This window comes from Pseudomonas frederiksbergensis, from assembly GCF_000802155.2.
Taxonomy (GTDB): domain Bacteria; phylum Pseudomonadota; class Gammaproteobacteria; order Pseudomonadales; family Pseudomonadaceae; genus Aquipseudomonas; species Aquipseudomonas frederiksbergensis_A.
The window spans coordinates 476127-497362 of the sequence record NZ_JQGJ02000002.1 but is presented as its reverse complement, the minus strand read 5'-3'; the positions used below and the strand labels follow the sequence as shown (position 1 = coordinate 497362).

Genomic DNA, 21236 nt, shown 5'->3' with positions numbered 1-21236 from the left:
GTCGACCTCACAGAATCGCGGCAGCCTTGGTCAGGAACCAGATGATGATCACCACCAGCAGAGCTCCGATACCGACTACAGCACCCAAGTCCTTCCAGGTCTTGCGCTGGTTCTGCACGTCGGCATAAACGGTCAGGGAATGCCAGGCCACGCCGAGAAAAGCGAGTAGGGCGATTAGCAGACCGAGCAAGATGCCGCCGTCGTAGGCGTAGTTTTTGATCGTCTCGATCAATCCGGATCCTTCACCGCGCGAAGGGGCTTCCATGGTGGGGAGCTCGGCGAAAGCTAGGCTTGGGCCGAGCACCAGCAGCAGACCGATCAAGCGTTGGCTGGCACGATCTCGCAGATTGTTTTTCAGAGGGGCAAAGCACTTGAGCATGGTGGCGATCTCCTGGGTTAGGACAGGGTGAAGAGCATCAGGACCAACAAGGTGAGCAGCACGCGTGCGGTACTTCCGCCAAGCGCGCCGAAGCGCACACTGCCGGTGGCCCAGCCCCGGTAAGCCGTCCACATCACCCAGGCACACCACAGCAAAGCCAGGACGAGAACCAAGGACAGCCAGAGCGTCGAACTGCTCTGCGCCGAAAAACCGGAGGCGTTTTGGAAGGCGGCCGTCTGAGCGTCAGTCATGCTCATGGCGAAGCCTCCGCTTCCGGGGTATCAAGGCGGTAATCGCCCACCATTTCATGGGGATCGCGGGGTTGAGCGCGAGAGGGGGACATATAGCCCTGCACCCCCTGGCGAATACGTTGGATGTCCTTAGACAGACGGAGATAGTCGAAGCGATAGCGCTCGACTGGTTCAGCCGTGCTGGCTGCCTCAGCTCGTGTCGCAAGGCGTTCGATGGCGTCGAGTTGCTGCAGAATTAGACTGAACTGATCTTGCTCATGAGCAGATTCGGCATAGCTGCCGCTATGGAACGTCGTCAGAACGAACAGTGAGCAGATTCGGAAAAATTTGGTTGACATGCGGATAGCCCGTTTGGAGATGGGGCCAGCATTCATCTAACCTCCAGGGCTCAGCAGTAAGAAACATGAAACACGCTGCGTCATTTATTTCTATACGGCTCTTTGGGGCACCGTATCGAAGGTCAAAAACAGGGGAAAATGACACGATTACACTGCAAGCTCTGTCTCGATTGCTCATGAAAAACGATTGGTGGCCGTTAACGTTTGATTCCGCTAACTACGTCGCTAGCGGGGCGCAGATAAGCTCCAACGAAATCAGTTAACGAAGAGTGAGTGCAAAGAGTGAATATTCAACAAGCAATTCGGCGGTATCGTATTCGGCAGGGCGTGGGCCTCTCCTTGATGGTCTTTGGTGCATTATTTTATTTTGTCTCGTTGTTGATTTCCCTACACCGTCAAGCGGAGAAACTCGCTGAGATCAGAGATCTTTGGGCGTCTGGGTGGGCTGATGCAAAACTTGATAGCTGCTATTTACCAAATCACATCGCCCTTCATCGGTTTAGTTTGGAGCAACGCGCCTACTCTCAACCAGGAAAAACCACTCAGCTATGGGAATTTGCTGTTTCTCGGGTTGCTGGGTGTAATGATTGTTGGAAAGCAATTGCTCCTTTCCGCTAGACATCTCAGAGGGCGTGTTCAGGTCCAGCTTGAACGTATTGAGGAAGCCCACTGGCGCAGCTCGATGCAGAATGGTGCCGCAACCCAAGTCAACGCAAATCAGATCGGCCACATCAATTTTTATCAGCAATCAATGCCGCCATCTTCCACGAGTGATTGGTGGCAGCGGCCATGGGGTATCATTGGTTTGTCTATCATTGGCGGTTATATCGTCGCGGTATTGGCTAAATTGACCGGAATGGTTTAGCACGCCCGCAGTGCTTTCTATTAAATGTATTTTTTGAATGTCGCCGCGGTGATAGCGGTTGCTATCCCGAGCATCATCGCGCAAGGCAAAAAAAACGCTATAGGGTTGAGCGAAAACGGTAGGGATAGGTAAATAATCCAGGGTACGATCAGCAGTGGAAATACAGCTCGCTTAGCGCGGTGATAGACAAAGCTGCTTTCTCGTCCTGCTCCAAATTTGCGTAGATCGCGACGCATCAAACCATCGACAAAACCGGTGAACGAGGCCAACAAAAATAGTGGTGTGGCCATGACGAGAATGGTCAGGCGCACCACGAAGGTGAAGGCCACATACACTGCAGCCAGCACGAAATCCTCAATGCTTACGTAGAGCTGGTTGATCCAACTCCAGAAACCGTTGCCCTGACTCGACACTCGGGCCTGTTGGGCAAAGTCCGCAAAGCCGGTCTTGACCAACAACCACTGATTGAGAAAGTCCAGCCACTGGCCAATCGTCTGCCCGGGTTGTTGAATGATCAGTGAGGATTTGAAGTGCTCGCTGAGCCAACCCAATTCACTAGTCAGCATGGCTTGGCTGTGTCGCCAACCCTGGTCACTCCAGAACAGCAGCAAACCGGCGAACTCGATGAGGATCGAGAATAGCAGCGAGGCCATCAGCAGGCCGATGATGCGCAGGACGAGGCTGATTGCCGAGATAATCAATCCCGGGCGCTGGATCGGTTGTTGTGGCGGCGTGTTCTGTACGGAAGTCGCCATCCTTTACTCCAATGCGTTGCAGCGCTGATGACGTCACGTTGTCTTCTGGATCGTTTCTGCTGAATCAAAACCTGTAGCGGGGCGGGCTACCCCACCTGATCCAGATCGAATTTTGTGGTTGGACCGCCACCGCTTGCACTCCACCATTGTCCTGCCTGCTCGTTATAGGTGGCCCGCATTCGCTGGGTAAGCTCCTGCAGGTCTTTGGGCATAGCATCGTCGTTGGAGGGTTTTGGCAACGGCATGCGGACTTTCCAGAGCTGCCCACCGGCCTGGAAGGAGAACATTTGCCCTTTGGGCAAGCTGACGATGTGAGCGGGCTCGATCAACGGCACGCTGGTGCTGCTGACCCGATCCTGCGAAGACGAAGTGAAATCGGTATTGGCCTCAGGATCGGAGGTGTCTGTGGCTCCGGATACCAGCGTTTTTGTCAGTACATTCACCATAGGCAACTGCTTGGTGAGTAACTCCGCGGTAGCGGTTACGCGCACTCGGAGCATCTGCAGGGTGTTGAAGTTGCCAATCACTTGACCGGCTTTGGCCCGGTTGCCAATGCGCGCCTCGATATCGCTGAGGGTCTGGGTGTAGGCGGTTACCTGGATGCCGGCACCGCCACCCTTGTTGATCAGCGGGATGAATTCATCGCCCATCAACTCGTTGAACTCATCGGCGTGCAGGTTGATCGGCAGCTTGTCGCTGGTGCCGCCCGATTGGGGTAGGCCATGGTCAATGCCATGTTTGTAGATGTGGCCCGCGACTGAGACCAAGTCGGCGAACATTGAATTGCCCACGGCGGCAGCCACCTCGGCATCGGTCAGCGCATCCAGGCCGACGTAAACGATGCCGCGTTTTCGGATGATTTGCATCCAGTCGAAGATTGGCCGCGGGTCATCTAAATCGGTGTAGTTGGGAGCCAGTAATTGGGCGGTCTTGCCGGTGGTGAGTTTCTCCAGCAGCGGCAGTAGCGAGGCAACGATTTTGTCGAAGTAAGTACGGTCGTAGCGTACAGCCGAACGCAGTCCGTCCAGTACCGGATCAAATACCCGTTTCACCGCCAGGTACTGCTCGATGGCCACCACGCGCTTTTCGCGTCCGACCATATGCCGGGGAATGTTCTTCTCGGTCAGCTTGCCTTCAAGCTGGACAATCACTTCCCACGCTTTTGGGTCGGTCTTGGCGAAAAACTGCTGGGCGTATTCGATGAACAGTGCGTCGATGTTGACCACATGTCTTTGGATTTGCAGGTAGTCCGGGCGTCGGCCCAGTTCGATCAGGGCGCGGGCGATTATATTGACGAAGCGCCAGGCGAACTCGCGGAAGGCCGCCGAGTTGCCTTCGCCACTGAGCTGCCCGGCGATGCGTGAGGCCACTTCCGAGATGCGCCCGAAGCGCCCCACGGCGTTGTAGCGCGCGGAGATCTCCGGCCAGCCCAGATGGAAGACATAAAACTCCTTTTCCCGACCGGCGCGTTTGGCTTCGACATACATGCGCTTGAGCAGGTCGGCATCGCCCTTCGGATCGAAGACAATGACCACCTCATGTTCGACGCGATGGATGTCTTGGGTGATGTACACCTCGGCGAGCCGTGTCTTGCCGACACGGGTCGTGCCCAGCACGAGGGTATGTCCGACTCGTTCACCCAGCGGCAGGCTGACTTCCGTTTCGTCGGGCTCGACCCCATGCAACAGCGATGAGCCACCGACTGGGGGTAAAGGGCGCAACGGATTGAAGGCATTGTCCCAGGCGGTGACACGGGCCAATGTCGAGAGCGGAAATGGTGCATGTTCTAGGCTACGTTCGAGTCCACGTGCCAGACGGTAACGGGTCGGTTGGTCGACGTAGTGGGCGACGGCCGGATCCTGGGCCTCGACCAAGCGCTGGGTGTGCAGGCGGGTCCAGCGAAAGCCGCGGCCCATGAACAGACGTTTGCCGCTCACCGGAATCTGCCGGCTGGTCAGCTCGTAGCGAGGCAGCCGGCGGATATTGCGCCGATAGCGCAACACCTCCCAGGCTTGTCGGAGGCGGATCAAACCGAACAGGGCATAGGCCAGAGCCGCAATCAGACCGATCTCGGGTGATAGGGCCACGGCCCAGGGCGAGTACACGCATAACACCACCGCGGCGACGCAGATCGCCACGGTATACAGCTCGACTGCGGGCCGGAGTTTGGACTCCATCGCATGCTCGGCCATGACCCAGACTCACTGTTCCAGTGAGGTGGCTGTGATTAAGACAGGGTAGTGCTTAATTTTCAGGCGAGAGGCGATGTCGTTCCCGTTGACCGGCAGGATGGTGATGCCCGGCGCGGCTGCTCGAATTCGGGCCAGGGCTTCAGTATCGGTCACTTCGACGGCGAGGCCGGCTGCCCCCATTTCTTGCAGTTCAGTCGCACGCTGATGCAGCCAAGCCAACGATTGGGGATCCTCCCCGACAAGGAAAAATGGCTGCAAGCCCGGCATGTCTAGGGTGCGAGTTGTGATTTGGCCTGGGCTCAAGTGAGAGCTGCGCACGGGCAGTATCCAGGTTTCATCGGCAAATGCAGATAGGTCTGCATGTATGGCCCGAGCAGGCTGGGTCTTGTTGTTTATTGGCGGCGTGGAAGCTTCAAACTGGGGGCGAGTGTGAACTTCTGCAAACGACAGTACCGGCTGGGCGAACGCTGCCAAGAGCATGGCGAAGTTATACGCACTGGGAATTCGCTTCATGGTGGTGTGCCCTCTTTAGAGGAAACCTGCAATCGTTCGAGTTGTCGGGAAAAGCCGACGCGGTAACGCGCGGCCGGCGTTCCTCCTGCCGGGCGGTGATAGCGGCCAGCAGCTGACACCCAATCACCGGTAACGGTGTGATGTTCTTGCAGCAGCGCGGCAGTCACGGCCAGATTGCGGTAGGGTTCAAGGGCTTCGCAGGGACTGGAAAAATGCTGTCCGTGATAACCCAGGTTGATTTGCCCAAGCCCGGCATCGACGCGCTTGGCGTCATACCGAGCAAGCGCCTGAAGCAAGGCGTGACAGGCGGTCTGATGATTGGCGAAACGGTAAGGGCTACCGGCAATATTCAGCGTCCAGGGCCAGGGCAGCAGTCGACCACGGAGGCGGGCGCCACTCTCCTGCAGGGCAATCGCGAACAACACCGTGGAAGGAACGTTGGCGTCATGCGCTGCCAGTTGATAAGCCGGAGGCGGAAGTTCGTCTGCCCGGACGGCGTGCACCGTCAGCAGGAGCGCAATAGCAATCAATCGAGACGTTGCCATTGTCCGTTCACCTGCTGAAATGTGACGGGTAACGGTCTCGGGGCTCCCAGGCTGAACCAGCGCCCGCGATCATGGTTCAGGGTGATTTGCCGGTGTTGGACCTTGCTCGCATCAATGCCTGCTTGCCGCGCCCAGCCACGGACATGTTCATCCTCACCATGGCTACCCACCAGGTAGATATCGAACGCTGTATCACTGCTTTGCAGACGCTGCGCTTCAGCGGTGCACGCAGGGCAATGGTCTTCGACAAACAGAGCACGGCGGGGCTCTACCGGTGAGCTAGCAGCGGGCGGGGATGCCATACCCTGAATCGGCAACAGTCCAGGAAACAGCTTGGCCCAAGCTGCGGTGTAGGCGTTTTGGTAAGCCAACTCGCGCTCGGCACGTTTGGCTTCCAGCGCTACCTGCAATTCGGCATAGCGCTGGCGCTCTTGGTCGGTCTCTGCCTCTACCCCAAGCGCGGTCAATGGGTCGAGGCTCGGGCTCCAGAAACCGCGCGGGCCGGCTTGAATTTTTTCGAAGCGTGTCCACTCCTGCTCCGTGAGACCCCAGCTTGCAGCTTGTTCAGAGTGCGAGCGCTCCAAGGGAATGGACTGTGTGTCCCGGTTCTGTGACGGTGCCGTGATAGGGTTGCTCATCGCAGCGCCCGTGCTAAACAGTGAAACGAGACAAACGACGGCGGGCAGCAGCGCTCTGTTCATGATCGTTTCTCAAGGAAGGTGCACGGTCTGGTCTGAGTGATTGATCACCGCGAAGATGGCCGCGTTCGGCTCCAGCACCTTCAGTTGCCATGTGCCGAACTGCTCGCCGTTGTGCAGCAACTGGATATCATTGAGCGAGCGACTGACAGGAGGTGCGACAGCCAGAAAGCGCTCCCCACCGCGGTACTCGACGCTCAACACTGAAAATGGCGGCAGGAGCGGGGCAGGCTTGGGCTGAGCGGTTTTTTTCGGCTTGGCCGAGGAGTGCGTCGGTGGTGGGAGTGGTGGCTGACTTTTGAGGTCCAGGAGTTGCTGCTCGACGCGCTCAAGTCGTGCGCGTAGCGCGATCATGTCGGCTTCGGTAGCACGGGCTGCCAGACCATCGCGCAGTTCCTGTATCTCCTGCGCCCATTGATCCAACATCGGATCGAGGGTATTGGCCTGTTGCTCACCGGAATCGACCATCTGTTTCAGGTCTTTCAGTGCGTACTGCAGCTTCTCCTGTGCATCCAAGAGGGTGCTTGAATCACGTTGCAGGGTATCCAGGGTCTGTAGGCGTTGGGCGTTCGCATTTTCCAGCTCGGTCACGCGTTGATACTGGTTATACAAACCACCACTCAGCCCGGAGACCGCCAGGCAAAGTGAGCCGACAATGAGGGTTTGAAACGTCGAGGCTTTCATGGGCGTGCCTCCGACTGATGGGACGAGGTTGGTGTGATCTGCACGGTGCCAGCGTCATTTTTCTCCCGTTCGAAGCAGACCGAACGGCTAACCTCATCGGTCGTGAGTTGCCAGGCGGGGCCAGCCAGTACCTGCAGTGCGCTGCGTAATGGGATCGGGCCGAGCCGGTAATGGGCTGCGGGCAGAGGCCGGGTGAAAAGTATCTTTACTGGTTCGGCAGAAGGGCAGAGCGAATAACCCGAGCGCTGCAGCACGTAGTGCATCGCCTCCTGTACCGAAGGATTCAGGTTGGACGGAATGCTCACATCAATGATTTGAGCGAGAAGATCACGTTGCTCCGTGGTGGGCTCGGTGCTGAACAGTGTATAGCGGCCATAGCGGAGCTCTGGCGGATGGCTTTCGTCGGCCGGGCTCCTCGATAACTGGGGCCGATTGGAGCCACCATCAATCTTTGGATTAGTCGGCAATGGGGTCGGGATTTGCGCGGTGCAGGCACTCAGCAAGCCCAGCAGGCAGACAGGCGTGAAAAAACGCTCCATGGAAAAAACCTCATGTCAGATTCAGTGCAGAACCTGACATGAGGTGAAGGAGCGATTCAGTGAGTAAGTTGATTCAAGACGGGTTGTGTTTAAGTAGAACGCGTTGCTATTTCGTCATAAATGGCGAGCCCATCCAGGACGGCAGCGTCGGGGTCGAAAATCAACAACCTCACATCCGCCAATGCCGCCAGATACAGTACGTTGACCAAAGCCTCCGGCGTACCGGCGTCGAGCTGTTCTTGCCTCAACGACGAGTAAGGATTGCCCTCGATCTTAACCAAGTTATCGTCGGTCCAGGGCGTGCCGATCAGCTTACACCCGACGCCATTGCAGTCTGGTAGGGCAAAGGGTTCAAACAGCAGTCCGGTTGGCCTGGAGTCAAAATTGCCAACCCGGCGTTCCAAGTGACGCAGCGCTTCGTCAGTGAGGTGTACGGTACTGAGCTCCCAGGTTCGGCTGTAATGTCCTGTGTCGAAGCTCAAACGATGGACCAAGGCTTGGGCTTCTTCCAAGGAGTACAGATCACCGACGTGATGTCGCTCGTTGAGCATTGCGCCAGTCACGTCATAGATCACTTGCTGTACCAGCCCGGTGGACTGGAAGCGTTCATCCAATTCATCCGGAATGGACTGACCCTCGCTGATCAGAGCCACGTCGTCATTGAACAGGCAGGGAAATAGTTCTAACGCATCATCGAGCAGATGGGCTTGTGCGTCGTGTACGGGGCGAAAGCAGGGAGGGCAGTCATTTGCGTAAGTGATCTGTAGCAGTCGTTTGATATGCAGTTTGTCGTAGCCGCGAGCAAATGGATTCGAGGTTTCCGGCAGAGCTAAGGGTTGGGGTGTTGGGTTCATGAGGATTCTCCAGAAGGGAAATGAATAAGGCGTCCGTAGACGCCTTTGGGGGGGGTTAAAGCCAGCCATGCTCGGCAAGAGAGAGAGGACGACCTTCACCGACGATGAAGTGATCCAATAAGTGCACTTCAATCAAGTCCAAGGCCTCTTTCAACCGTGCGGTCAAGGCGCGATCCGCCAGGCTGGGTTCCGTGCAACCGGAGGGGTGGTTGTGGCAGAAAATGGCAGCTGCTGCGTTATGCGCTAGGGAGCGCTTGACGACCTGGCGGGGGTAAACGCTGGCGCCATCGATGCTCCCGTGAAAGAGGATCTCGAATGCCAGAACGCGATGGCGGGCATCGAGAAAAATCACACCGAAGACTTCATGCTCTTGTGGTGCAAGATGCAGTTTTAGGTATGAGGCCACGGCGTCAGGTGACGTTAGGTTAGGGCCGCGGGTGAACAGCCGACGGTCCAGAATACGTAGCGCTTCATCAATCAGCTGGTTTTCGTGGGCGATACGATCAGCCTCGACATCCGAGGTTTCAATCAGGGTGAGTGGGGTGCTCATGGGGTACCTCCGAAGCGAACATTCAGGGGTACACACCCGTGGGGAGTGGTGTCCCCAAGGTGGATATAGAGTCGCGGCTATTAGCCGATGACGCACTTTTTACAGCCGAGTGAATCGGTGGCGTTGTCCGTACAGGTCTGAGTCACAACCATCGCAGGGCAAGGGGGAGAAGGTTTTTATTCCGCGACCAGTTTCGGGGTCGAAGTCGGCACTGACGGGCATTAGCCGAACCAGCCCGCGATGGAGACCGGCGATGCGTTTCTCGATCTCATCCGTCGTGTAGTAGAGCGATAACGTGCTGTAGTCCTCGTAAGCCGCAGCGAACAGGCAGTCGTCGCAAAGCCAGAAGGATTCCATGTTGGTTCTCCTGTGCTGACTGAAGAAAAGGCGCTCGATTGAGCGCCTTGATGTAAAACATCGTGAATTGTTCAGGCGGACTGAACAGTACGTGTGGCGACACGGCGGGCCGTGCGGGGAGTGGGTGGAGATTCAGGTTCAGTCCTGGACTCTGTTGGGTTTTCGGTATCCTCAGCTTCGGCATCAGCCGACGTTGGGGATGGCTCACTATTTGGCGCTTGCTCAGCAGGTGCTGTTGCCTCCTGCCTGGCGGGCGCTTTGTACTCGAACGTGCCGTTGACCTTGATCCAGTCGATGTACAGCAGACGACCTTTCAGGCTGGCGCCCGGTTGGCCTTGTTTATCGCCTTTCTCATAGAGAAATGGGTCAATCCACAGATCGCCGATACGGAACGACAGCAAGACCTTTTTTTCTGCTTTGACGGCGTCCATATAGAGACGTACTAAACGTTCAGCTTCGCCTCCAGCGACCTTACAGTCGAAGCGGGTGTACTCGACCGCATCGGTGGCACCGTGCAGGGCGGCGATATCGCAGGCCATGAATGGCTGGCCGCGGCGGACTTGTACTTCACGAACACGGTTGAGGTAGCCAATACCGACGGTGTGCAGATTGAAGTAAGTGGTCGCTTCTTGGGATTGGTTGGCGTGGGCCATGATGGTTCTCCTTTCAAGGGAAAACGGCGACGCACAACCCCTGACGGGGAAGTGAGCCCCGTCAGGGTGGGTAAGGTGAAGGCGAGCGATGAACGACTTGTCACCGGCAAGCCAATGACGATCAGAACGATGCGCCTGGGAAAATAGCGATGCAGCAGAAGAGGATCCGCAGCAGTGGTTTGCGGATCTGGGGACAGTGAGCATTCATCACCGCTGAAGCGGTAACCGGGCGAGCTTCCGAATGCTGATCGCACTTGGGTAAACCACCACGAACGTGGCGTAGCCTTGAAGGTTCTGGCTACCTGGGCTGGGCTGTCAACGACAGCAAACCACGCCCTTTATATAAGCCTGTCACAGGGGAGCGTCAAGGCGCCGCAACCCGATTTTTTATGGCCGGAATTCAGTGGCAAACACTGGACGGACGAAAGTGAAAAGTGGGCCTGGTGGGGTGCCAGGCGAGGAAGAGAAAAACCACCTTTGGCGAACTTTGCAGTCGAGAAGCTCCTCGCAAAACTTGCTTAAACTGCATCTCGATTCGCCAACCGACCCTTATCGTGGCCTGGGTCGGAACACGCTGGCACGCATCCGCGCACAAAGGGTGCCCAGTATTCCCCCGGCGGGCACCGGGACTGAATGCGATCGCCGTAGCGGATGACCGCTGATGCCTGGCAGAGGCAACAGCGGTCATCCGCCACATTGATCCGGTCGAGCACAAAGCGGGAATGAAATTCCGCAGAAGAGAAGGCTCCGAACTCAGGGAGTCCGACCGAGCTACCCGGAGCGAATCGGTCTTGGGTCGCCGTAGCGATGATCCTGAGGCACTACAGCAGAGTGGGTGTGACGCCGTCAAGCCAGTGGGCGAAGCGGTTATTTGCTACTGAGATGAGCGGCCAGCTGTTCGACGGTGGTCAGGATAAACGCACGGTCGCTTTCTTGAAGGCCGCTCAGCAGGCCCGCGATCATCTGGCCCTGGTCGTTGGGGCGACTGCTCGACTCCGTCAGCAGTTCATCCATCCGGCAGTCGAAGATGTCCGCCAGTTGCATCAGCTTGACCACGGAAAGCTCCACCACACCCCGCTCAAGGCGCGAAATGGCTTCGCTGCCGATCCCCAGGCGTTCAGCCACCTCTTCCTGGGTCAGATTACGCTGAGTGCGGTGCTTCGCGATCATGCGCCCAATTTGGGCTTGGGTTGGATGTTTATGTGCCAAGTGATGAGTTCTCCAATTCAACCCGAATGGTTGAGCAAAGACCCGTTGACATGAACATCCTTAACGGTTGTGTATCGACTTATAGGGTTGTTATATTGACTGAAATACCTGTTTGTCGCGACGTGACATGTGTTCCTTCAGGAATCAGAGCCCGTAGTGACCAGTAAGACTGAGCGGTCTGATAGGACCAAATGGAGGAAAGGTTGAGCATGGATGAGCAGCGCGAGAACGACATGGACTTGATCTGGGATCGAACACTGGAGCTGTTCATCAAGATCCATGATTGCCCTGATAACCCCGCACACCTCGACAGCCTTGTTCATTGGCTCAACGAAGATCCTGCTCACCTGAAAGCGTTCAACGAACTGGGGCAGATATGGATCGCGACAGGCATCGCCTTGGCCCGTGAAATTGGACAACCGCTAGACGATTTGGAGAAGGATCAGGCGCCGTCGATGATGCACTGACGACCTCACCCGAGGTTCATGTGAGCGCCAAATGGTGCCTCATGGACGACGTATACCTTTACTGATCGGCGCAGTGCCTTTGCAGTCTGGGTAGTGGGAGCATGACCAGAACGGCCCTGATTTTCCCTTCCGCCGGAGCATTGAGGCCTTGCAAATGGGGCAGACAGGCCCGGCTTCGACCGGTACCGACAAGGTGAGTGCTCCGCTGTTTGCGATCAACTGCGTAATCCAGTGCGCCTGCTTGGCAACGAATGCATCCAAGGTCAGACGTCCCGCTTCGATTTCATCCAGAGCTTGCTCCCAGATCGCTGTCATACCCGGATCCGCGACGGCAGCGGGCACCGCCTCGATCAGCGTATGGGCCGCTGCGGAGGCCATCAAGGCTCGTTTCTTCTTCAACAAATAACCGCGATCAATCAATCCCTTGATAATGCCGGCTCGCGTGGCTTCGGTGCCGATACCGGTGGTATCCCGAAGTTTCTGTTTCAGGCGCGGGTCGTTGACCAGCTTGGCGACGTTTTTCATCGCCTTGATCAGATCGCCCTCGGTGAGCGGTTTGGGCGCAGCGGTGCGCATGGACTTGAGTTCGACGTCGTCCACTGCGCACTGCATACCCTGTTGTAGGGCAGGCAATACCTGGGCCTTTTGACCGGGTTCATCGTCTTCGGCGTTGTCGGAGAGTAAGCCTTTCCAGCCTTGGACGAGGATCCGTTTGCCAACAGCAGTCAAACGCTCGGCGCCGCACTCCAGTTCGACCTCGGTTCGATCAAACTCGTGAGGCGGCAGGAATTGCGCGAGGTAGTGGCTACGAATCAGTTCGTAGACTTGGCGCTCTTGTTCAGACATCCGCCCAAGGTTCGCCGGCTCGGTGGTGGGGATAATGGCGTGGTGCGCAGTGACCTTGCCATCGTTCCATGCTCGTGAGCGCAATGATCGATCAACGCTTCCGAGCGCTGGGCGTAACGCGGGATCCATTCTGAGCAGGGCATCGAATACCGCGGCGACCTCGTTGAACATGCTCTCTGGCAAATAGCGGCAATCGCTGCGCGGATAGCTGGTGGCTTTGTGGGTTTCATATAAGGCTTGGGCGATGTTCAGGGTTTCCTGAGCGCCGAGTCCCAACTTGCGCGAACAGAATTCTTGCAGTGTGCTCAGGTCGAAGGGCAGGGGTGGTGCTTCGCGCAAATGCTCAGTCTGCAGCGAGACTACGGTGGCGGTCTTGCTGCGAGAAAGCGCTTGGACGGTCTGACTGGCGAGCGCCTGCTGCAGGCAGCGACCGGCTTCGTCACGTCCTGAGCTTGGCGGTATCCACGACGCGATGAAGGGTTGCCCCATTGAAGACAGGTGCACATCCACCACCCAGTACGGCACCGGGACGAAGCTGGCAATCGCGCGGTCTCGTTCAACCACCAAGCGCAAAGTGGGCGTTTGGACGCGTCCAACCGACAGCACGGCGCCATAGCCCGCCCGCCGTCCTAGGAGGGTAAACAAACGACTGAGGTTCATACCAATCAGCCAATCGGCGCGGCTGCGGGCGAGGGCTGAGTGATAGAGCGGGAAGGTCTCCTGACTAGACTTCAGCGAGGACAGTGCTTTGCGAATCGACGCCTCGTTGAGTGCGGACAACCAGAGGCGCTCAACAGAACCACGATAGTTGCAGAGCTCTAGTAACTCGCGGGCAATCATTTCACCTTCGCGATCGGCGTCGGTGGCGATGACGACGGTGGTAGCTTCGCTGAGCAGGTGTTTGATGATTTTGAACTGCGCGACAGTCTTGGGTTTGACCTCAACCCTCCACTGCGCGGGAATAATCGGTAGATGATCCAGCGACCAGGTTTTGTACTGATCGCCATAGGCTTCAGGTGGGGCCGTTTCCAGCAGGTGACCGATACACCAGGTGACGGTTGTCTCGCGTCCGATCAAGCAACCATCGCCACGTCGGCTGGCTCCGAGAACCTTGGCGATGTCACGACCTTGGGAGGGTTTCTCGCAGAGAAAGAGACGCATAGAACTGCTCCGGGTTGAGTTCGGAGCAGCGTTGTTGGAAACAGCAGTGGCAAGCTATGAGAAACCTGAATGGCAGGTTCCTCATATTAGTCGGTGAGGGCAACCTTGAATGGGGGCGAGGCGGCTACCTTGTAGTCACATGGACGACAGTGCTTCACGAGCAGCGAGTAATGACAGCCCGGGGGACTTCACGCAAAGGCGGAATTTTTATGCCTCAAGTCCGTCATGCCGATGGTGGCTGCCCTCTGCGCTTTTTGGACTTCGACGCAGGCGAGCTGGCCTGGTCTGTAGCCTGCCCGACGGGAGCCGCAGACGAGGCTGATTCACTTGAGCGCTCCCGCATGACCACGTTCTGCACGCGATGAGGCAGGATGCCGACACGACGCGCCTCGATCTTGAAGGTGACCCGGGCATTGTCTTCACTGTCCTCCCACTCATCGCGCACGGTGCGGCCCTCTACCAACACGCGCATGCCTTTCTGGTACAGCGTGCTCCAGTGTTCAGCCTCGCGGTGCCAGAGCTCGACCGGCGCCCAATAGCCGCCTCGATCCTCATAGCTGCCATCGCGTGGCACGGGGTTGTCGAAGTACACATTCAGGCGCAGCAAGCGCCGTGGCTCGTCATTGCCTGACGGGAACTCCTGGAACTCTGGCGCACTGCCGATGTTGCCTTCGCCGACGAAAAAGGTACTCATTGTTATATCTCCGCTGCTGGTGTGAATTGGCGCAGCAGCCGTTCGGCGCTCGCCATTTTGATCGTGCAGGTTGAAGCCTGACGGTAGAGCGAATGCACCACGCTCATCTGCAAGTTCAGTGCAATGCGCTCGCATTCGAAACGGTGCAATCCCTCGCGTACGGCTTGGGGCAAAGCCTTGTTGGAGACCTGGCGTTCCCAGGCCGCAACGCCCATGCGGGCAAAGTCGCGGGTGCGCCATCGCAAAAAGGTGCTGCCCGCACTGGTGTTCTGCAGCACCAATCGAATATCCAGCAACGAGTAAGGCGGTTGTCCGGCTTGCTGCACCACAGCCTCCATCAGACGACGTAACTGCGCCTCGGTTTCCCTCGCCACCTGCGCCAGGTATTCCAGCTCCCCCTTACCCTTAAAAGGTTTTAAAAGGCTTTTTAGGGAGGCAGAATGTTCGAGCTGTCGATAGGCATCCGGTGTGAGTGTTTCGAGGGGGATTGGCTGAGTCGAGATAAAGGGCTTCATGCTTCGTCCTCCGGCTCATCGACTGTCGCAGATGGCTCTGCCGCGTTCTCCGCCAACGCGTCCGCGTCATCCACCGCCACAGCGCTACGACGAATGATCGGTGGCGCGAACTGGGAGCGGCGATGCCCCTCAAGGATGTCCATAGGGGGTAATCCAAACTTCTCCATGGCCGCCAGAGCACGAGCGTTGTTCGCCGCCATGTCGTCACGGGTGACGCCAGCATGCCGATAGCGCTGCGCCTGACCGAACAGGCTGCGCAGCAAATGGGCACCATCGTCGATCCAGGCTTCCATGTCTCGGCGACCAATCAAGGCGGTGTGATGGGCCAACAGGGTGTGGCGCACCAGCGTGTCGTAGTCAGTCAGCAGGTAGACGGCGAGAAATCCCAGTTGGCTGCCGATGTATAAGGGTAAGGTGACGGGATGGATGTTGAGGTTGTCCCCCATGTCGATCTGCGTCGGCAGGTCCTGCTTGATCCGGTCCAACTGCTGGGTCAGTTCCAGCATCCCAGCTTTGGCCTGCATCAATTTTTCTTCGAGCTGCACGATGGCCCAATCGGCATAAGGATCGTCCTGGGCCGCAGTTTGTTTCATCAGGTTGGTGACACTGATGTAGCCGGCCATGCCCATGATCGAGTGGACACCTTCACGTGCGGTCCGACCTTGCCAGATCCGGGCGGCGTGATGGGTGTGTAGGGTTAGCGTGATGCTGCTGCGCAATGAGCCCAGGTTGAGCTGATAGTGATCGGCCACGGTGTCGTCCTCGCATAGGCTTGGACGGGAACGTTGCGACAGATGAAGGTCAAGGACAGCCGAAAAGCTGAATGCGGTGTGTTCGGTTTGGTTCGAGACGGTTAATTTTCGACACGCGCGACAGTGATGCCAGTGGCATCAAATCTACTGACGTCCAGGGCGTTTACCGCGCAGCTGGCGCAACTCATTCAGGCACGCTTGGGCCATGGCAGAGACTGGTTCGCCCTGTTTTCTCGGTCGGCGTGAAGGGACTGGTGGCGGTTCCGCAATGGGTAACGATTCAGCCTGACCTGCCCAAGGGCGGAAATCGCCTTTCAGCGCCCGCTGGATCAGGCCCATCAGATACGCCGACGGTTTGCGGACGCTACCTGCCGCACACCGCGCGGCCGCTTCGTTGAGCACCGCCTGCCGATCCGCTGGTTTTAGCTTGTTCAGCGTCACGGTGACGGCCTGCCGCTCGCTCGGACTCAGGTGCAGCGGATCAGGCCAGTGCAGGTTATCCACTGCTGGGGTCGCGCGCGGTACAGTACATATACTTTCTTTTAATACAGTACAGGCGGCATTCGCATTCCGAACGGTGCCGGAAACATGGGCGTTCAGACCCGGCTCGGAATCCGAACGAGGTCCCGCATGATTCCGAACGCGGTGATCGCCACCCCGTTCGGAATCGTGTAACGCTTCATCGGTCGTCTGATCCAATCCTTGTTTTGTCCAATGGTCGCCCCAACTGTCGAGTCGGGTGGGGAGCCGACCCAAATCGATATCGGTGTCCTGACGAATTTCTTCCAAAACATGCCGAGCGACAATTCGCACAGCCTTGGTTGCATGATCGAGGGCGTGTCCGACTAGCTCCAGGTAATCCTGATCCACCTCCATGGCTTCGGCGGGGGTTAACGGTTCATCGTGCAGGACGTATAGAGAACCTTGTAGGCGCCCGCTGAGCTGATCGCGGCCACGACTTACCAAGCTGAGCCAGCGGGTCAGCCGGAGCATCGTCAAAACGCGAGCGATGGTTTCACGAGAGGCTGACGCACCGTAGGGCACGCTCGACAAGTAAGGTTGCAGATCTTCATAGCGCGGCGTGACCACTCCCTGGTCTTGCAGCATGAGTCGAAATACTTGCCAGGCATTCCGTTCCAATGGCGTTAGCCGACTATCCAGCAGCAGTCGACGTGGCACGACTTCGTTAGATTGGCCACTGAACAAAAAGCCCGCCTGCAGGGCCTGGTTGGAAGGATGTTCAGTGGTGGGGCGTGCGGGCCAACGTTCACTTAGTTGTTGGGTGCATTGCTGCAGAACACGTTGCCAGCGACTGGAAGGGGTAGTGTTCATGTTCCGTTGCTGTAATGGTCGATCTGCTGCCAAACGATGGTCAAGCTGATTTGTTGCTCCTCCGCCAACATCATCATGGCGTCGAGCTGATCCTCAGCATCGTCCTCAGCGCGTAGCTGGCACCAACGCTGCCAGAGCGCATGTTCCTGCGCTTCGCTCAAGCTCTGGGGCCGGCCCTTACGGGGTTCTATCTTGAGCAGCCGTCGGCGCAGGGCGGTCTCCGAATGCGCCAAGCCGAAGCACTGATACATGATGGTACTGCTGGCACCGAGCTTGAGCGCTCGGTTGATCAGGCGCTCGTTCTGTTCGTCGCGTTCGGCCTGGTCGATCAAGCGATGTAGCACCGGCGAATCAATTTTGATCTCAACCCAGGGGACGGTGGCGTGGGCTAGGCGTGACAGCGTGGTAGGCGGTAAGGATTGCAATAAGTAAATGTCCTCCTCACCCAGCCCGAGTGCTTTGCAGCGTTGCAGGTTACCCAGGCGCAACTCGTGAAGGACCTGAGTCAGCATGGCCTGGTTGAGCACGTTGAAGGACAGGTTCATGGCTCCTCCCTTGGTGAATCGACTTCAGCGGAAAGCGATAAGTCGATCAGGCGCCGGGCTAAGCGAATGAGACGATACAGTTTGATTAACAGACTGTCGGGCAGTCGCTCCAGTCCTACGTCCATGGCGGGACGATCTGTCAGCGGGAGTTGATAGACCCCCAATAGCAGTTGTCCGAACAAGGCTGAGGGCAATTGCTTACGATCTTCCCAGTTCACTTTGTCTTGAGCGCGCAGCAGGGCCAGGAGCAATAGGTGAACGCCGGTCGCGCGGGGCGCTGCAAGATCAAGTTGGTCGATGTTCAGGGCGAAGCCCAAGTCGCGCTGCTGATCGCTGACGCTCTCGGGATACCCGGCATAGGTCGCCAGTTCCCGAGCCAGCCCAGCAATGGCTAAACGCAGCTGCTCGGGGGTATCCAGTGTTGGTGCGATGATCCAGAGGTCGTCGATCATGCAGGTTTCGACGGTCGGTGCTGGTTCGGGGGCAGTGTCGCGTTCAATCTGTTCGCGAATTTGTTGGACACGTGACCGAGGGCTGACTGCTGATGCGACATTCGTTTCGGGCAGCGTGAGCTGCTCCTCTGGCGCTGTTTCGGCCCGGGTTCCGGTTTCAGTTGATGGGGGGCGGGACTCGGAGGAGGGAGGTCCTGCTGCGGCTTCATCAATGCTTGGCAGATGGCTGTTCTCTAAGGAAGTGCTGACAACGCCAGGCCGTTGTGTGGAGCTCAACTCCAAGGCCAACATGCGGTAGGACTGGCCGAGTAGGCGGCTCATGCGTTCGAGCAGTTCATCCTTGATTTGCTCAAGGTGGAAAGATTCGGGATCGGCATCAAATTGCCCCAAGGTGTCGAGCCAAAACTCGGGGAACGAAATGATGTCGGTTGGGTAACGATTCCAGGTTCGTTCAGCCTGGCTACGCAGAGCGATCAAGCGTTCAATTTTGGGTTTACCCAATCCGGCATACAGGGTCTGTGGAATGGCGGGCAGGAGATGTTCGAGGGTGTCGAGCATCCGGCTGATGTGCGACTGTGAAATTGGGTAACCCCCAGCGGCAATACGTCGCCCCAGCTCACGTTGCGAGAGTGTCGCTCCGTCTGATTCGATCATGGTTTTGAGTTTGGCCACCGCCAGAGCCCGTTCGATGAAGGTGAGTTGACCGTGCAGATCGCTTTCGGCCAGATGGCCGAGCAGGGTGGTGACTTCATTGCTCCAAGGCCGAAACAGACAATGAATGCGAAAGAAGCGCTCGTCGCGGGTTTCCTGCCACAGCTCGCCGAGAATTGCCAACCGCGTATTACCGCCGTTGCGGATAATGAAATAGGTCCCACCCGGGCGGCGGGTAATCGGCGGTGGTTGATCCAGCCCGCGTTCACGGATGGAGGCTTTAATATCGTCAAAAAGCGGATTACGGATGAAGCGTGGGTTGTGTTCGTAGGGTCGTAACTGCTCCAGTGTGACCAGCATGGGAGTGTCGACGACCGGATCGGAGAGTCGCTCCAGTTCTGGACCTCGAGGAAAATGGTTCTGGTGCAGTTTGTCGGCGACCTCCTCCTGACTGAGCTTCTTCATTTGAATAGTCTCAGTTAGCGCCGGTTGCGCAAATGGTCACCGACCTCGAATTTGACGATCTTGAGAGTCCGCGCATCTTCGAAGTGACTGGAAAGTTCTGTTAGGAACGATCCCATGGTAGAGCGTCCGCCCTGCAGGTGAAATACCACGGTGCAATACTCTTCGGACGGCGGAGGGGGCAGCCAATCGGATGGCTGAACGACGATGGGTAGTTTATCTAACATCGAAGAGATCCTTGCCAATGCTATTGGCGTCGAGGCCGGTCAAACAATATGGCCGGGCGAGAAACACCCGCTTGGTAATTCGTTTCATTGAGCCTCCTCACACGTGGCTATCGAGGTTGACGGCAACCGTGGGTTTACCTGTTCCACCTTTAGTGGAAGCCACCGACACCTCGCGCGTAACATCAGCGCTGCTGCGCCAAGCGATCGGTGACCCATCGCTCGATCTCCATTGAGTCCCATCCCACAGCACGCAATCCAATGCGCTTGGCTTGTGGGAATTTGCCCTCCTTCATCAAGCTGTAAATGTGCGCGCGCTTGAAGCCGGTTTTTTGCTCCACCTCTTCACGCCGCATAATATGGCGTTCGACTTGTGGTTGATGCTTAGCGATGGGGAAGGACTGGCTGGACATAATGGTCACTCCTGGCGTCGATTGGCGCGTGATAAGACGTGACCTGAATTGAATCGTTGAAACGGGTTGGCGTCATTGCGCTGCAACTACAGCGATTGCAGCGCAATCTGCCCTAGCGCTCCGAGAGGCTGCGTTTGGCAGCAGCAAATTTCTCATCCAGATTTCGCTTGGATATGCCTGGCAGCTTGTCATAATGGGCGGTCAGTGCGTCGACAATGGCGGCTTGGGAACGGAAAACTGAATGAGGTTTTCCTGAGGGAGAGTGACCGAGCAGTAGACTGAGCATCGCTCCGATGATGTGGAGGTAAGTGGCCTCACTTCGGTCGCTTACTTTGCCGTTAATTTTGATGAGATGCTCGATGTTCTCCTTTTCCAAACCGACAGCTTCAAGTTCACTCAACAGTTGTTGATAAGCTGTTTCTGTACTCCTCACCTGTAGTTGCAAAGCATCACGATCGGCTTGTAGAGCCAAGTAGGTACCAATGCTGATTGTTCCGTTCTGGTTCAATGGTTGATCGAAAAGGAAAGCTGGCTTTTGTTCAGGGTGAAAGCGAGACATCCAAAGTTTAAGATCAGTGTGGCGGATGGTTACTTGAGTGCACTCGACGCGAGTCCCAATGGTTACCTGTATGCCGAGGCAGCCGTAGGGAAGTTCTCCATGACGAATAGCATCGAAAATTTTCTCAGTGTTTGCGTACAGACATGGCCATTGTGGGAAGGCAGACCTGAGCATGGTAGGTGATCGCCAGGCTACCTCGAGAATCTGCGTCTCGTAGGCCATTAAGTTGCACCAACGTATTGCTGCATCGATGGGGCGATAGAATACCTGTGCCAGTGGGTTACAGCTTTGAGATATGTACACCGAAGGAACCTCCTATTCCTGTAAATCATGGACTCCTAGAATAAATTATACGTCGAATCCATCATTTTTCTTTCGTCCAGCCCCGGTGTCAATAGATTAAAAACTTTATACTATCCCCAGGTACGTACGGTCCGTTCCTGGCCACTATTGTAGTGTTCGGACCATCATGGGGGCATGAGAAAAAAATAGTAAGAATTTCAACTATTGATGTTGGTAACGATTGATGCGTTTGTTACCTGATCATAGCCAGTTGGCTTTCTTGCAGCGTTGAGCTACATACGTTCGATGAATATAGTCTTCGCCCATAGCTCGGTACGCAACGTTCGGTTGTTCTTTTAGCAGATTTGCGGGCATAACCACCCCACTGTAAGTAGCAAAAGTGTTTCGCTAGGCGTTTCCGCGGCGCGAGCCGTTCGGATTCAAATATCGGTTCGTTACGCCGATCAATTGATTCACATGTTTGGGAGAGGGGGCATCG

26 protein-coding genes are annotated in these 21236 nt (G+C 56.8%); 2 read left to right on the top strand and 24 right to left on the bottom strand.

Annotated features, from left to right (window positions below; translation table 11 throughout):
- Positions 1 to 7: 7 nt before the first annotated feature.
- Genes JZ00_RS05345 through JZ00_RS05335 form a run of 3 tightly spaced genes read right to left on the bottom strand, consistent with a single transcriptional unit; the run spans position 8 to position 968 of the window.
- Positions 8 to 379, bottom strand: coding sequence for a TIGR03745 family integrating conjugative element membrane protein (locus JZ00_RS05345; RefSeq protein WP_046509162.1), 372 nt, complete (start codon positions 377 to 379; stop codon positions 8 to 10).
- Positions 380 to 396: 17 nt separating this feature from the next.
- Positions 397 to 636 (bottom strand): TIGR03758 family integrating conjugative element protein, encoded by a 240-nt coding sequence (locus tag JZ00_RS05340; protein ID WP_039588674.1) that lies wholly within the window; start codon positions 634 to 636, stop codon positions 397 to 399.
- Positions 633 to 968, bottom strand: coding sequence for an integrative conjugative element protein, RAQPRD family (locus JZ00_RS05335; protein WP_039588815.1), 336 nt, complete (start codon positions 966 to 968; stop codon positions 633 to 635). Before JZ00_RS05335 ends, JZ00_RS05340 begins: the two co-directional genes overlap by 4 nt.
- A 448-nt stretch (positions 969 to 1416) precedes the next feature.
- On the opposite strand from JZ00_RS05335, the gene JZ00_RS05330 reads away from it, so the two are divergent.
- Positions 1417 to 1833, top strand: a complete 417-nt coding sequence (locus JZ00_RS05330; protein WP_235433046.1) for a hypothetical protein — start codon at positions 1417 to 1419, stop codon at positions 1831 to 1833.
- A 20-nt stretch (positions 1834 to 1853) separates the two neighbouring features.
- Here JZ00_RS05330 and JZ00_RS05325 read toward each other — a convergent pair whose 3' ends face one another.
- From JZ00_RS05325 to JZ00_RS05270, 12 genes are all read right to left on the bottom strand, one after another.
- Entirely contained in the window at positions 1854 to 2588 is a 735-nt protein-coding gene (locus JZ00_RS05325; RefSeq protein WP_039588673.1) for a TIGR03747 family integrating conjugative element membrane protein, read from the bottom strand.
- An 86-nt stretch (positions 2589 to 2674) separates the two neighbouring features.
- Positions 2675 to 4780 carry a type IV conjugative transfer system coupling protein TraD gene (traD, locus tag JZ00_RS05320; RefSeq protein WP_039588672.1) on the bottom strand — a complete coding sequence of 702 codons (2106 nt, stop codon included), beginning with the start codon at positions 4778 to 4780 and terminating at the stop codon, positions 2675 to 2677.
- A 9-nt stretch (positions 4781 to 4789) separates the two neighbouring features.
- The gene (locus JZ00_RS05315) at positions 4790 to 5293 is read right to left on the bottom strand and encodes an integrating conjugative element protein (protein ID WP_034113420.1); all 504 of its coding nucleotides are present in this window, start codon (positions 5291 to 5293) and stop codon (positions 4790 to 4792) included.
- A complete protein-coding gene (locus tag JZ00_RS05310) occupies positions 5290 to 5838 on the bottom strand; it encodes a lysozyme family protein (RefSeq protein WP_039588671.1) in 549 nt (182 codons plus the stop codon). The genes JZ00_RS05315 and JZ00_RS05310 overlap by 4 nt, the downstream gene beginning before the upstream one ends.
- A complete protein-coding gene (locus tag JZ00_RS05305) occupies positions 5820 to 6539 on the bottom strand; it encodes a TIGR03759 family integrating conjugative element protein (RefSeq protein WP_034113418.1) in 720 nt (239 codons plus the stop codon). The genes JZ00_RS05310 and JZ00_RS05305 overlap by 19 nt, the downstream gene beginning before the upstream one ends.
- Before the next feature lie 9 nt (positions 6540 to 6548).
- Positions 6549 to 7220, bottom strand: a complete 672-nt coding sequence (locus tag JZ00_RS05300; protein ID WP_039588670.1) for a chemotaxis protein — start codon at positions 7218 to 7220, stop codon at positions 6549 to 6551.
- Positions 7217 to 7759 carry a PFGI-1 class ICE element type IV pilus protein PilL2 gene (gene pilL2, locus JZ00_RS05295; protein ID WP_039588669.1) on the bottom strand — a complete coding sequence of 181 codons (543 nt, stop codon included), beginning with the start codon at positions 7757 to 7759 and terminating at the stop codon, positions 7217 to 7219. The genes JZ00_RS05300 and pilL2 overlap by 4 nt, the downstream gene beginning before the upstream one ends.
- An 89-nt stretch (positions 7760 to 7848) precedes the next feature.
- Positions 7849 to 8613 (bottom strand): DUF5983 family protein, encoded by a 765-nt coding sequence (locus JZ00_RS05290; RefSeq protein ID WP_039588668.1) that lies wholly within the window; start codon positions 8611 to 8613, stop codon positions 7849 to 7851.
- A gap of 55 nt (positions 8614 to 8668) precedes the next feature.
- A complete protein-coding gene (gene radC / locus JZ00_RS05285) occupies positions 8669 to 9163 on the bottom strand; it encodes a RadC family protein (RefSeq protein ID WP_039588667.1) in 495 nt (164 codons plus the stop codon).
- Positions 9164 to 9262: 99 nt separating this feature from the next.
- Positions 9263 to 9520: a hypothetical protein gene (locus tag JZ00_RS05280; protein WP_034113409.1), complete on the bottom strand. Its 258-nt coding sequence runs from the start codon at positions 9518 to 9520 to the stop codon at positions 9263 to 9265.
- 71 nt (positions 9521 to 9591) lie between these two features.
- On the bottom strand, positions 9592 to 10173 hold the full coding sequence (locus JZ00_RS05275; RefSeq protein ID WP_039588666.1) for an STY4534 family ICE replication protein: 582 nt from the start codon (positions 10171 to 10173) through the stop codon (positions 9592 to 9594).
- Between the two features lie 867 nt (positions 10174 to 11040).
- Complete coding sequence (locus tag JZ00_RS05270; RefSeq protein WP_027912505.1) at positions 11041 to 11382, bottom strand: helix-turn-helix domain-containing protein; 342 nt, start codon at positions 11380 to 11382, stop codon at positions 11041 to 11043.
- Positions 11383 to 11591: 209 nt separating this feature from the next.
- On the opposite strand from JZ00_RS05270, the gene JZ00_RS05265 reads away from it, so the two are divergent.
- On the top strand, positions 11592 to 11849 hold the full coding sequence (locus JZ00_RS05265; protein ID WP_039588665.1) for a hypothetical protein: 258 nt from the start codon (positions 11592 to 11594) through the stop codon (positions 11847 to 11849).
- Between the two features lie 39 nt (positions 11850 to 11888).
- On the opposite strand, the gene JZ00_RS05260 is transcribed toward JZ00_RS05265, so the two are convergent.
- The 9 genes from JZ00_RS05260 to JZ00_RS05215 all read right to left on the bottom strand — a co-directional run bounded on the left by JZ00_RS05260 (position 11889) and on the right by JZ00_RS05215 (position 20758).
- Positions 11889 to 13856, bottom strand: coding sequence for a DNA topoisomerase III (locus JZ00_RS05260; RefSeq protein ID WP_039588664.1), 1968 nt, complete (start codon positions 13854 to 13856; stop codon positions 11889 to 11891).
- Positions 13857 to 14079: 223 nt separating this feature from the next.
- Entirely contained in the window at positions 14080 to 14550 is a 471-nt protein-coding gene (locus JZ00_RS05255) for a single-stranded DNA-binding protein (protein WP_014338763.1), read from the bottom strand.
- A 2-nt stretch (positions 14551 to 14552) separates the two neighbouring features.
- A complete protein-coding gene (locus tag JZ00_RS05250; RefSeq protein WP_039588663.1) occupies positions 14553 to 15065 on the bottom strand; it encodes a DUF3158 family protein in 513 nt (170 codons plus the stop codon).
- Positions 15062 to 15817, bottom strand: coding sequence for a PFL_4669 family integrating conjugative element protein (locus JZ00_RS05245; protein ID WP_039588662.1), 756 nt, complete (start codon positions 15815 to 15817; stop codon positions 15062 to 15064). Before JZ00_RS05245 ends, JZ00_RS05250 begins: the two co-directional genes overlap by 4 nt.
- 144 nt (positions 15818 to 15961) lie before the next feature.
- Positions 15962 to 17149: an STY4528 family pathogenicity island replication protein gene (locus tag JZ00_RS05240; protein WP_039588661.1), complete on the bottom strand. Its 1188-nt coding sequence runs from the start codon at positions 17147 to 17149 to the stop codon at positions 15962 to 15964.
- Complete coding sequence (locus tag JZ00_RS05235; protein ID WP_039588660.1) at positions 17146 to 17694, bottom strand: DUF2857 domain-containing protein; 549 nt, start codon at positions 17692 to 17694, stop codon at positions 17146 to 17148. The genes JZ00_RS05240 and JZ00_RS05235 overlap by 4 nt, the downstream gene beginning before the upstream one ends.
- Complete coding sequence (locus JZ00_RS05230; RefSeq protein WP_039588659.1) at positions 17691 to 19262, bottom strand: ParB family protein; 1572 nt, start codon at positions 19260 to 19262, stop codon at positions 17691 to 17693. The genes JZ00_RS05235 and JZ00_RS05230 overlap by 4 nt, the downstream gene beginning before the upstream one ends.
- 406 nt (positions 19263 to 19668) lie before the next feature.
- Positions 19669 to 19896, bottom strand: coding sequence for an AlpA family transcriptional regulator (locus tag JZ00_RS05220; RefSeq protein ID WP_034113396.1), 228 nt, complete (start codon positions 19894 to 19896; stop codon positions 19669 to 19671).
- 112 nt (positions 19897 to 20008) lie between these two features.
- A complete protein-coding gene (locus JZ00_RS05215) occupies positions 20009 to 20758 on the bottom strand; it encodes a hypothetical protein (protein WP_039588658.1) in 750 nt (249 codons plus the stop codon).
- Positions 20759 to 21236: the final 478 nt, after the last annotated feature.